The sequence below is a fragment of the Legionella nautarum genome (genome assembly GCF_001467895.1).
GTDB lineage: Bacteria > Pseudomonadota > Gammaproteobacteria > Legionellales > Legionellaceae > Tatlockia > Tatlockia nautarum.
In genome coordinates, this window is record NZ_LNYO01000013.1 from 1,045,877 (window position 1) to 1,058,602 (window position 12,726).

Genomic DNA, 12,726 nt, shown 5'->3' on the forward strand with positions numbered 1-12,726 from the left:
AGAGTTTTATCAAAATGAACTGATTGAACTAACTCTGTCTCAACAGCAAGCATTGAAGCTTAAATTATCGGGCCCCTCTGTGATTGGCGGCATTGCCGGCTCAGGTAAAAGTTGTTCAGCCTTTGCGCTATTAACTGCCTATATCACGGCTCTGCAGCAAAATAAGCAGGATGATGGGGAGCAGGAAAAATTAGACGAAAATGATAAAAAAGACAAAAAAACTCGCAAACTGTTATACGTGACCCAGTCAGAGTACTTAGTTAAGGAGATGGAAGAAGCCTGGGAAAAGTTACCCATAGCGGGTGAAAAAGAAGAGTTTGAGGTTGAGTTTAAAACCTATCGGCAGTTATTAGAGCCGCTTGAACAAGCAGGCTACCAGCCTGTTGGAATCGAAACTTTTGCTGACTGGTATGAAAAAGTCTGGATTAAGAATGCTAAAAAAGCGGCACGCACTAAAGGGGAAGCCCCTCCCCCTGAACTTGATAGCCAAACACTGTATCAAGAATGCCGCATTCGCTCAGGCTATTCACCGGAAGACTATTTAGGGTTAGGAAAGAAACAATCACAGCTCACCCGACAGGAGCGCGCCTGGGTTAATACAGTCTATGACGCCTATCTTGACCATTTGACTGATAAGAAACTATTTGCCCCCGAATTTAGTCCTTTAGCCCTGAAAGATTACTATGATTTAATCGTCGTAGATGAGTCGCAAGATTTTTCCCCGGGACAACTGGTCTCTTTAAGCCTCGCCGCCAAGAAACGGGCGATTATTTATTATTTAGATAGCCACCAACAGCTCTTCGATGACCGTTCGATTCGCGCTTTTTTATTGCATAGGCTTAAGATTTCTGAAGAAAATCATCTTGAACTTGACGTGATGCATCGCTGCCCCCCCAAAATCCAAGCGGCAGTCAATGAAGTCATTGCGTTAAAACATCGCCTAGTAGGAGGGACTGGTGATTCCTATGAGCCCACTAAAATAGAAAAAACCCTCTATGCGGAGGAAACTCAAGGCCATGTTCACTTGTTGGATATGGAGATGCTGGCTAAATGCACCTGGATGCGTGAGCTGCCCTTGGGCACTAATTTTGCGGTGGTCACTTTAGAGAGCCAGAAAGAGGAAGCAAAGAAATATTTTAATACCCAGCTTATTTTAACCCCTGAGGAAATTAAAGGTCGAGGTTATGATTTTATAGTCACTTTTCGACTCTTTCCGGCTCTCTTTAAAGAAGCGCAACAGCGGCTCGATGAAGTGGGTGAGGAGAAGCAGTTTATTCATCAACCCAAATCAGGGCAACGGGATGACCGCTACACTAACCCTTTAAACAATATCTACATTGGGTTTAGTCGTTGTATGAAGGCTTTAATCTGCTGTGAAGAACCTACAGAAGAAAACGAAATCTTACTCAAAAAATTACGTCCTATTGCCGATGAGGGCCTGCCCTCAATGGAAGGATTACAACAAGCCAACCTAAAGGATTGGCAAAAAGAAGCAGCCAAACAAAAAGCAGCAGGGAATCTAAATGTAGCGGCAGCCATTGAACAGGCTATACTGCCGCAACCACAACCGGATTCCAAAACCAATAAACCTGCAGGGCCTGCAAAACCAAAAAGAAGGGCTGGAAAGGGCAACATGAACCTTGCAGCAACTAGAGAGGGAAACACTGGGAAGACCTCTATAAGCTCAAGAAGAAAGAAAGGAAAAGCGAATAGAAACAGTACAGCAACAAGAAAAGAAGAACCGCCTCGCCAGGTACAAACCATAACGGCTCAACCTTCTGCGAAGTCTCTAGAAGAGGCGTATGCCATTAAATTGCATACCAAGTTTAACGAGAAGCTATTCGCACTCACTTTGCGTAAAGCCAATGTCGCTGACCTATTATTAAAAAAATATCAAACGGAAACCGATTCTTTTGTTCTCCTCGAGCAATTGATTAAAGAGGATAAAATCAAGACGCTTTTGAGCCTTGCTGCAAATAACTTCCATACCTTATTAAACATACCCTTTAGTGAACTATTAAAATGTATAGATCAGAAAAAGAGTGACGCTCATAAAAATGCCTACAAATCCTTCTTAAAAATGGCTGTTATCAAAAAAGACATGGAAAAAATTAAGAAGGAAACTAGCATGGTTAAGGAATTTTTTAACGGCCGCGACATGGAAGATTATACAATTGTAAACGCTTTCGAGGGCTTCGAAGACGTCAAGAATGAGCAGATAAACGCTGCTGGATTATATCGCTATATGCAAGAGGAGAGTTGCTCACCTGTACAAATCGATATATTAGGAGGTTATTGTAATCATCTGCGTGAACTCCATGCAATGGGAGCCGACTTAAATAAAGCCGATGCACATAACAGAACGCCAGCTTATTGGCTCGCAAAATATGGAAAGATTAAACAAATCGAGTTAATTAAAAGCTTGGGAGTAGATTTTGAGGCTGGTATATTGGGACAGACTCCTGCAAATATTGCTGCTGAGATAGGGCGGGTTGAAATTTTAACGTTATTTAGGAAATGGAAGCTGCAGTTAGATAAGCCGGGGCAATCTGTTGCGAGTCCAATTCATGTTGCAGCTTTTCATGGCAATCTTAGCCTGTTAAAGTTATTCCATAAATGGGGTTTGAATATGTACGTACCCAATAATGACGGAGATCCTCCTATTTATGCGGCCGCTACAAAAAAGCAACACGAAGTTTTAGAATTATTTCACAGCTTAGGTCTAAAATTAGATACCCCATTCCAAGATGGCTCAACGATAGTACATATAGCTGCTGATAACTGTGACCTAAAGGCTTTAGAATTATACCACCAATGGAAAATACCACTGGATACTCCAAACGCTGCAGGTAACGCCCCTATTCATTTTGCTGTCGCAAAATCCAATTTAAAGGTCTTGGAAGCATATCAGCGTTGGGGGGAAAATCTGGATCTACGCATGGAGAATGGGGCAACGTTAATGTACGTTGCCGCCAATAAGGGATTTTTAGATATTGTAAAATTTTTAATTCAACATAACCCACAGCAGGCTATGATTCCCGCAAGATTTTCGGCTGAGCTCTTTTTTTCAAATATTACTTCACATTATAAAGATAATAAGGAAATTGAACTAAGAGCTTTTAATAAACTTAATGAAAGGAGCCTAGCAGGAGACCCTGACTCGGAAATCAGATTATTGCCCATTGATATTGCTGAGATACTGGGACATAGCGCTATAGTTGCTGAATTAAAGAAACTTACTCCCAAAGAATCACTAGCTCCGATAGTAAACTTTAGTCTTGGACTTTTGCAATCTGAAAAAAAGCCTGCGGATGAAGCAGTTGATTCGATAGAGAAAGAAAAAGCTCAGCCTACTGATAGTTCTTCGATAGGAATACAAGGTTACCCTTCAACCTTTTTCAATTCTGCTACAGAATTAAAGGAGAGTGGTTCACCAAATCCAAGTCCAATCCCTACTTCTACAACGCGCTCCATTTAGACCCTAAGAAAGCCGGCTTAACCTTCGTGGTTAAGCCTTGTTTAGCTAAGAATTGCTTTCTAAAAAGCACTAAAATCAATTATTGCCACACTATAGTACGGGTAATAATTCCCTCTTAATTCAATCAAAAAGCTTTCTGAATTGGATTTAGTTGTCATTCTGGCAAAGCAGGGATGCCAACAAATTCAGGAAGATAACTCAGCGCATTTAAAGCATAAAGTTTTTATTTATTGTGCCGTTAATAGACATATAGAATGCTAGATTGGGGACAGCATGAAGCAGTTGGTGATTTATATAACAACATTAATGATGGTCTTATTCACTACAATAACTTGGTCTCATACGAGATTTGGCGAAACCTTGTGTAATAACCCTGATTATTACTGTCTCAGAATAAAAAACGGAGATACTTGGTCTAACCTATTTCCTGATAGCGAAACTAAGGATATAGTCAGGCGCGTCAATCGCATGAATGTGAGATTACGTGCAGGAATGATTATCGCCGTGCCAAAAAATATCGACCGAATAACCATCTATGATGTCTCCCCATTCCCTCGTTATATTGAATCAGATGGTGAAAAAACAATTTATATCAGTCAAGAGAAACTCGCTTGGGGTGCTTATGATGAAGATGGCGAATTATTATGGTGGGGCCCTATTTCCTCTGGTGCTGATCACTGCAAAGGCGTGATTGGCGGCTGCTCTACTCCAACCGGCTCATATCGCATTATTCGTAAACAAGATATTGACTGTATTTCTACAGCCTTCCCTAGACGAGCTGATGGTAATAATGGCGGTGCAGAAATGCCATTTTGCATGCATTTTTTCCGAGGTTACGCACTTCATGGTAGTGAAGAAGTCCCCGGATATCGGGCAAGCCATGGATGTATCCGAATGTTTACCGAAGATGCTAGGTGGTTAAACGAAGAGTTCGTTGATTTACCTGGCGGAGGCACCAAAGGTACGCGAGTGATTATTGATGGCGTACATAGTGATTATGCTGGACAGTGACTGTAAATAAATCTACACAATAATCACTGCAATAAAGTAAAACTACCCTCAACCCCACTCGCAACTAATCTTCTTTTCAACTGATCAGTCATGGTTTTATTAGCGAATGGCCCTACTTTAACAATATAACGTTGTCTGTATTTTTCTATTGTCACTGGTGAAGGCGTTAGTTTGGATAATTTTTTTTGTAATAAGTTAGCGAATTGTTGAGAGCTAAATGCACCAGCTTGAACATAATAATGAGCGACTCGTTTTCCAGTTGAAAGTGCTTCTATCTCGACTGGCGCTGTCCCTGTAGGAAAAACACCTAGTTTTGCTGCTGCAGCATAAGATAAATCAATGACTCTCCCACTATGAAAAGGACCGCGATCATTGACTTTTACAATCGCCTCGCGTCCATTCTTTAAATTCTTTACTTTAACATAGGTTGGTAAAGGTAACGTTTTATGGGCTGCAGTCATCGCATACATGTCGTACTGATCGCCACTAGAGGTCCGTTGGCTATGAAATTTTGTACCATACCATGAAGCAATGCCACGAACCTTATAGCCGCTCGAATTTTGCAGCACTTTATAGGTTCTACCTGCTATTTCATAAGAACCAGGATTTCCATAACGGCTGAAAGGTTCATTTTTTGGCTTTATTTCTTTAAAAGATACGGGTATTGGCCCAGTAGGGGCACCATCCTTTTGGGTCGTATTGGAATAGGTTTTATTTTGATAAGGATAGGCGTTTGAATTTAGTCCTTTTGAAGAAACTGGCGCAGCAGGTTCATGAGCACAACTTGTTAACAAACTTAAAAATAAGAAGATATAAAAGAAACGCATTATCCTACTCTGACCAATTTTTCCCTTAATATATACAAACCTTAATCACATTAAAATACTTTGCTCAACGAACTGCTTCATATGTGAGTAATTTACAAGCATAAAGTACTTTGATATTACTTATGGAAAAATTAGCATGAATGTCATTTGGTTGCAGGATTGAGGCTGTGGTAAGATGAGGCAATTTTGTAATAATGAGTATAGAAACCATGAAGTTAACTTCTTTAAGTCGTTTGTTTGTACTGGCAACTCTAGTTTTGCAGCCCAGTATTTTTTATGCATCCGCAGGTGTCTTACCGACAGCAGGTTTATCAGGTAGCGTTCCGCCTACAGCACCTATTTCTAATAAACCACTGATAACCCCCTCACCTCCCACTCTTAATGCAAAGTCTTATATCCTCATCGATGTAAACAGTGGAAAAATTATTGCTGAGAAAAATAGTGACGAGAAATTACCCCCGGCAAGTTTAACCAAAATGATGACCCTATATGTGATATCTAATGCCTTAAACAATGGTCAAATTCATTTAACCGATAACGTACATATCAGTCGCGATGCATGGAAAACTGGTGGCTCGCGGATGTTCGTCAAAGAAGGTCAACAGGTTGCTATTGAAGATCTGCTCAAAGGCATTATCGTGGATTCTGGTAACGATGCTTGTGTTGCTATGGCCGAGCATTTAGGTGGTAGTGAAGCAGGATTTGCTGAGATCATGAATCAACAAGCACAAACACTCGGTATGCTTAATAGTCATTTTACCGATAGCACTGGTTTGCCTGACGCTAATTTGCACACCACAGCAAAAGATTTAGCTATTTTAGGTCGTGCTTTAATTAATAATTTCCCTCAATACTATCATTGGTATAAACAAAAATGGTTTACCTATAACGGAATACGTCAACCCAATCGCAATCGTCTACTATGGCGAGACAGTCAAGTCGATGGCGTTAAAACCGGACATACTAACGACGCAGGATTTTGCTTAGTCTCCTCAGCTAAACGCGATAATATGCGCTTATTAGCCGTCGTCATGGGTTCGCCCAGTGAAGCAGCTCGGGCCGATGACAGTGAACGTCTGATTAACTATGGTTTCCGCTTTTTTGAAACCCATGAGCTCTATAAAGCCGGTCAAACCATTACTGAAATACCTATCTACAAAGGCAGAGAAGATAAACTTTCAATTGGAATGCGTGAAAATCAATATGTCACCATTCCTAACGGTCAATATCAGCGCTTGAGCATCAATACAAAAGTCCCTAAAAATTTACAAGCCCCTATTGCTAAAGGAGATAAAGTGGGCGAATTAGTCATTCAGTTTGATAACAATATTATTGGCAATTACCCAATTTATGCACTTGCCGATATCAATCAAGGCGGTATTTTTACTCGTATGAAAGACGCTGTCCGCCTTACTTTTAGCAGCTGGTTTAGCTAATGGATGAGTAAGATGGCCGATATTGTTTTTATAAATGGAAATTACTATAGCGCCTCTGAGGCAAAGATATCTGTCTTTGACCGAGGGTTATTGTTTGCTGACTCTGTTTATGAAGTCATTCCAGTATACAATGGCCATCTTTTCTATCTTGAAAAGCATCTTAAGCGATTAGCGCATAGTTTAGGGTCTATCAGAATTACTCAGCCCGATATCCAATGGCAATCTGTTCTCGAAGAGCTGATTGCACAGAATGGCGGAGGTGATATGCAAATTTATTTGCAAGTCACTCGTGGTAATCAAGGGCTGCGTAAACACGATATTTCCTCGCAAATAACGCCGACCGTTATCGCCTTTACCATGCATAACCATTTTTCGACCTTTGAAGAAAAACAACAGGGATTGCATGCTAAACTTCTTGAGGATATCCGCTGGCAGCGTTGTGATATAAAAACCACCGCGTTGATTGGCAATGTATTATTGAATGATGATGCTCTTTCTAGTGGCGCCGATACAGCTATTTTAACGCGAAATGGTTTTTTAACTGAAGGCGTCGCTGCCAATCTCTTTTTGGTTGACCAACGTAATGTCATTCGTACACCTCCTTTGACTCATTTTTGTTTACCAGGGGTTACTCGCGATGTAATTATAGAACTAATAAAAAGCCTATCTTGGCCCTTGAGCGAAGACAATATTCCAACAGAAGAACTATTTAATGCTAAGGAATTGTGGATCACGAGTGCGTCAAAAGAAATCTATCCTATAATTCGCGTTAACGAACAATTAATTGGCAATGGACAGGTCGGACACTACTGGCGCCAACTTAATGAAAAATACCAACAACTGATTAAAAAACTCTATGACTAATAACGAATCCTTAATACAATTTCCTTGCCATTTTCCTATAAAAATAATCGGTAAAAAAACTGATTTATTTACTGTAGAAATTAAAGAAATCATCTACAAACATTTTTCTGAAACGCCTGATGAAGCAATCGTCTATCAAGAAAGTGGTCGTGGCAATTATTTGTCAATCACAGTTACGGTTTTTGTCAACGATCAACAATCGCTGGATGCACTCTATCAGGAATTAACCAAACATCCGGATATCAAGATGGTACTATAATGATTACTATTCGCAATCTAGGTATTCAGCCCTATCATACTGTTTGGGAACAAATGAAGAATTTTACTACCTCAAGGAATGAGAGTACTTGCGATGAGTTGTGGCTGTTAGAACATCCTCCTGTTTATACTCAAGGACAAGCTGGTAAAGCAGAGCATGTGCTGAATCCTCATGCTATTCCTGTAGTGCAATCTGATCGGGGCGGTCAAGTCACTTATCATGGCCCAGGGCAATTAGTCGCTTATGTTTTAATGGATATCCGAAGAAATCATCTGGGTATCCGAACCTTAGTGAGCTATCTAGAGCAAATATTAATAGCTGTTTTAAAAACCTATCAGATCAAAGGAGCGGTACGTTGTGGTGCCCCAGGAGTTTATGTCGATGATAAAAAAATTGCATCTATTGGACTACGTGTAAAAAATGGTTGTACCTATCATGGGATAGCTCTTAATGTAGCAATGGATTTAAGTCCTTTTGCCGGTATTAATCCCTGTGGATTTGCGAAACTTGAAATGACGCAAATCAGTGATTATATTACTACAGCTAATATTGCCGATGTCAGTAAATTATTTACTGAAGCCTTTATTTCTCGATTCAATCAATAAGCCATGCATTTATTTACCGATTACATTCAACCCCTTACTTTATGGCTATATAACCATCCACAATGGGCGTTATTAATCACTTTTTTTATCGCATTTGCAGAATCTTTAGCTATTATTGGCTCTATTGTCCCCGGCTCAGTCACAATGACCGCAATCGGCATTCTTGCCGGTTCTGGAGTAATGCGTATTGATTCCACTTTAATTGCTGCTGCCTTAGGAGCGGTTGCGGGTGATGGTGCAAGTTATTTATTAGGTTATTATTTTAGTGATCGCCTTACAAGCATATGGCCATTCAGACGCTATCCTAATTGGCTAGCGTATGGCAAAGAATATTTTGCTCGTCATGGCGGGAAAAGTGTCGCAATAGGCCGCTTTGTTGGTCCCTTACGCTCTATTATTCCTGTCATTGCAGGAATGATGCATATGAACCGCTGGCGTTTTTTCATCGCAAATCTTATCTCTGCAATTGGCTGGTCATTGGTCTATGTTTTGCCTGGTGTATTAATTGGTACTGCCAGCAGTGAATTATCACCCGAAAAAGCGACTCGTTTATTTATCTTAATCTTATTCCTGTTGGCTGGTATTTGGTTATTGAGTGTAGGTTTACGATGGTTATTTATTCGGATAAATCGTTTTCTTAATTATTATCTGCATCAATTCTGGTTATGGACACTTCGCAAGCGCGCACTAGGAAAAATAACTCGATACTTAACCCCAAAAGACGAAACTAATCATTACCCAACCGCAGCCCTAGCTATTTTATTTATTCTCTCTGCTTTATTATTTTGCTTGCTGACCGTGCTGATATTTAAGGAAAGCTCCATTACAGGGATTAATCAGCCTATTCTTTTATTTTTGCAAAGTTTGCGAACCCATTCATTTGATATATTTTTTATAATAATAGCGCAAATTGCTAATCCAATTACTTTAGCTACTTTATTGCTCTCAGTTATCGTATTAGCTATTTATTATCAGGATCCACGTACCTTATTTTATTGGCTAAGCTTAGGCATTTGGTGCACAATCATTTTAATGTTTATCCATAGCCTGAGCGGCATGGGGTGGGCAGACAATGGAAAGAATAGTACCTTCCCTCTCATCAACCTTAGTATAGCCACCACCCTATTTGTTACGTTTATTTTATGCCTTAGTGCTTATTCTAAAGAACGCTATAAACATGCATTAATTATCATCTTGACCTCAAGCCTGTTGCTTATTGGTTTCAGTTCTCTCTATTTTGGCGATAGCTGGTTTACCGATTGTTTAGGTGCTTATCTACTTGGATTGAGTATTAGCTTAGGTCACTGGTTGTTTTATCGACGTCATAAACCTCGAATTCTCAATCATTATTATATTCCACTGATGATTCTATTTTTAATGTTTTTAGCCACAGCAGTGTCCTGTTTATTTAATTTCAATAGCTTTATGCGAAGCCATCAACCCAGTTTTGCCCAATATGTTCTTACCGATGAATTATGGTGGAATCAAAATAAACCACTTTTACCTATTTATCGCACTAACCGTATCGGTCAGCGTATTAGTTTATTTAATATTCAATATGCCGGATCGATTGACGATCTCGAAGCTGCTCTAACGACCTATGGTTGGCAAAAACAAAACGATTCCTTCTTTAATTCAATAATTACCCGTGTTAGTGGTCAACCGTCTGGACCTGAATTACCCTTGATGGCACAACTTTACTTGAATCGAAAACCTGTACTCGTGATGACCTACGAACCTAGCGATGGAAACCCAATCCAAATTTTACGAATTTGGCGCTCAAACTATCATCTACAACATTTCCGTCAACCAATTTGGCTTGGTTCAGTGCATCCACGTGCCTTACGAAATATCAAATACACACAAAATGTGCTTAGTAATCAAAATAAACCAAAATCCATTGTTTATGTAACTTCGGCTTTATCTACTTTTTCCTTACGCAGTATCAACCTACCCACTCGTGTATCGAAACAAGCTCTACCTGCAGAAGTAGAGCCCGTTCTATTAATAATCAAAGAACCAGCGAATGAGAATTCAGCATTTATATTAACAGATTGAAATTAATATGATACAATTGCGCAATATTGGATCATAAAATACTCTATGTTTATTGCAAAAAAAACGACGGAAAATGAGATCAAACAAGGTGTTATCGATCGTTGCATTGAATTAACAACTGATGATGAATCCATTGATTTGTTTATTACAGGTTGTTCAGGAGATGGATCTGAGGGCCAAACCCAAGTCGCAAAAGCAATGGCTGCTAAAGTTCAACCGGATGGGAACTCTTTATTATTACTCACAGGGGATACCGTTTATCCCTCTATTAAACTAGATACCCGATCTGCAGATATCGCAAAATACTATACCCCTTACTCCAACTTAGGCATGGCTCATAGTTTTGCTGCAATTGGTAATCACGAATGTGGTGCAATTACCCCCCTTCCTGGCCATGGGGCAGCCTATGGGAATCAAGAACTAATACTCAAACGACGCGATCATGCAGCAAACATTATTAATGCCCATGTTAATTGCAGCCCCTATTATCGTATAAGCTGCAAAAAATCAGATGAAGAAGTTCCTTTTTTAGAAATCATTGTTATTGACTCCACCACTCTTCACTTTGACAAAGCCCAGAGACAATGGCTTAAATGGGTAGTTCAGAATTCTAAGGCTAAAAATACCTTATTGGTTAGTCATCATGCTATTGGAGAAACGCTAGGAAAAAGAAATTTAACAACGAATGAAAACCATCTTTATGGTTCATACCAAAGACCGGATAAATCTTCATTTATTGGAAATCATCATCAAGTTTTAGAAAAAGTTTTTTGTGATCTTGGCATTATGAAAAAATTGAAACGATGGACTTCTGCAGTTGCTCATGATCATTTTTTAGCCTATGTTGATAAGCATCCCAAATACGGCAATGTTATCTATTCCGGTGGTGGCTCTACCCAAGAAAGAACAACTCCACTCTTTAATCTCATTGGACAGCAATTTCCAGCGCTAAATATTCAGAATCAGCAGGCTGAGAATCAAAAAGGAAAAACTGGTGGCTTTGCCAAAATGGAATTAAGGGAAGGGAAACCTCATGCACTCTCCATTATTTCAGCGGATAACACCGAACTTTACCATCAACTCTATCAAGACTCTGTACAGCAGGAAGTCATTGATATTGATAAAATGAAAAAAGATTTAACCATCATTCTTGGTCATTATTTGCAAACAGGAATTGTTCGCTATTTGCTTAATCCTTTATTCCGATTACTTAGTTTTAACACCCTTGGGCATAAACACAATGAACGGACTGAAAGCCTTATCGCTGCCATCAATCACAGCGAATTAAATGACATCGAGGCATTAAGAGAAGTCATCGATGATCAAATAAAACTTGTAGAAGCAGCAATGCTCAGCCAAAGTAAATCAGATTCTCTCACCGAACTATCTTCACAGGAAAGAATCCAAGAAAAGTACTCAACGCCTCTTAAAAACGCAACTCGTGGTGGCTACTACACACAACTACTTGCAGCCCAAGCTTATGTTTACAAATTTAATATGATTTCTCCTCAGCCTACGAGACAACTTCACCCCGCTGAGTTAAACTAATCCAATTATCCTTCTCAAAGGGATTTCGATGATCAAATTATTAGAATCAATTCACTTTTTATTTCCTATTCTTGGAATCATAATCCTTTTTTTTGGCATACAATTAGGTCGTAAAAATTATATCTTAGTTGCCTTATGGCTTAGTCTTATCGCCTTGATTCTGCATTATCGAGCTTCTGGGGGTGAAATCTTAGGAAGTTACTTCAATTACCAGCATGCGGCCATTTATTCTTTGAATTTGATTGTATTGATTTCCTCAATTATCTGCCTATTATTAACTTCCATGGATGAAATACACAGCCGAATCCTTCGTTATGGAGCAGGCCTGTTGTCTGCCGGTTTAATTACTGGAGGCGCACTTTTAATTACCAATTTATGGATCAATGCTAGCTTTGTTGAGAACAGACTTCCTGGCACCCCGATCTTGCAAGTAGCTACCTTTAATAAACAACCCTACTGCAGCTATAAGTATGTCTTTTATAAAATCGGCTCAGATAGCATCGTACGTTTTATGTGCCCTAATTATTATGGCTTATTGCCTTCAGTAGGACCTTTGAGTACTGCACCTAGCTTTGTAATAAAGCAATTACCCACTCAACTTCAAGCAAAATTTCATGAAAACTCGGAGGCAATGTAACCA

General features: G+C 39.5%; 10 protein-coding genes. 9 read left to right on the forward strand and 1 reads right to left on the reverse strand.

What is annotated here, in order from left to right; genetic code table 11:
- Window positions 1-3,478: ankyrin repeat domain-containing protein (locus Lnau_RS08045; protein ID WP_162263183.1), on the forward strand; the 3,478-nt coding region annotated here is incomplete at its 5' end.
- A gap of 306 nt (window positions 3,479-3,784) precedes the next feature.
- Window positions 3,785-4,489, forward strand: a complete 705-nt coding sequence (locus Lnau_RS08050) for a L,D-transpeptidase (RefSeq protein WP_238585953.1) — start codon at window positions 3,785-3,787, stop codon at window positions 4,487-4,489.
- 23 nt (window positions 4,490-4,512) lie between these two features.
- Here Lnau_RS08050 and Lnau_RS08055 read toward each other — a convergent pair whose 3' ends face one another.
- On the reverse strand, window positions 4,513-5,316 hold the full coding sequence (locus tag Lnau_RS08055) for a septal ring lytic transglycosylase RlpA family protein (RefSeq protein ID WP_058504605.1): 804 nt from the start codon (window positions 5,314-5,316) through the stop codon (window positions 4,513-4,515).
- 209 nt (window positions 5,317-5,525) lie between these two features.
- Here Lnau_RS08055 and Lnau_RS08060 point away from each other — a divergent pair, with 209 nt between their 5' ends.
- Genes Lnau_RS08060 through Lnau_RS08090 form a run of 7 tightly spaced genes read left to right on the forward strand, consistent with a single transcriptional unit; the run spans window position 5,526 to window position 12,723 of the window.
- Complete coding sequence (locus Lnau_RS08060) at window positions 5,526-6,752, forward strand: D-alanyl-D-alanine carboxypeptidase family protein (protein ID WP_083503790.1); 1,227 nt, start codon at window positions 5,526-5,528, stop codon at window positions 6,750-6,752.
- A 12-nt stretch (window positions 6,753-6,764) separates the two neighbouring features.
- Window positions 6,765-7,616, forward strand: coding sequence for a D-amino acid aminotransferase (locus tag Lnau_RS08065; RefSeq protein ID WP_058504607.1), 852 nt, complete (start codon window positions 6,765-6,767; stop codon window positions 7,614-7,616).
- Window positions 7,609-7,875 carry an HP0495 family protein gene (locus Lnau_RS08070; RefSeq protein ID WP_058504608.1) on the forward strand — a complete coding sequence of 89 codons (267 nt, stop codon included), beginning with the start codon at window positions 7,609-7,611 and terminating at the stop codon, window positions 7,873-7,875. The genes Lnau_RS08065 and Lnau_RS08070 overlap by 8 nt, the downstream gene beginning before the upstream one ends.
- Window positions 7,876-7,877: 2 nt before the next feature.
- Window positions 7,878-8,480: a lipoyl(octanoyl) transferase LipB gene (lipB, locus tag Lnau_RS08075; RefSeq protein WP_058504855.1), complete on the forward strand. Its 603-nt coding sequence runs from the start codon at window positions 7,878-7,880 to the stop codon at window positions 8,478-8,480.
- Between the two features lie 3 nt (window positions 8,481-8,483).
- Complete coding sequence (locus tag Lnau_RS08080; RefSeq protein WP_058504609.1) at window positions 8,484-10,538, forward strand: VTT domain-containing protein; 2,055 nt, start codon at window positions 8,484-8,486, stop codon at window positions 10,536-10,538.
- Between the two features lie 45 nt (window positions 10,539-10,583).
- On the forward strand, window positions 10,584-12,086 hold the full coding sequence (locus tag Lnau_RS08085) for a hypothetical protein (protein ID WP_058504610.1): 1,503 nt from the start codon (window positions 10,584-10,586) through the stop codon (window positions 12,084-12,086).
- Between the two features lie 28 nt (window positions 12,087-12,114).
- Window positions 12,115-12,723, forward strand: coding sequence for a hypothetical protein (locus Lnau_RS08090; RefSeq protein ID WP_058504611.1), 609 nt, complete (start codon window positions 12,115-12,117; stop codon window positions 12,721-12,723).
- The last annotated feature ends 3 nt before the right edge of the window (window positions 12,724-12,726 follow it).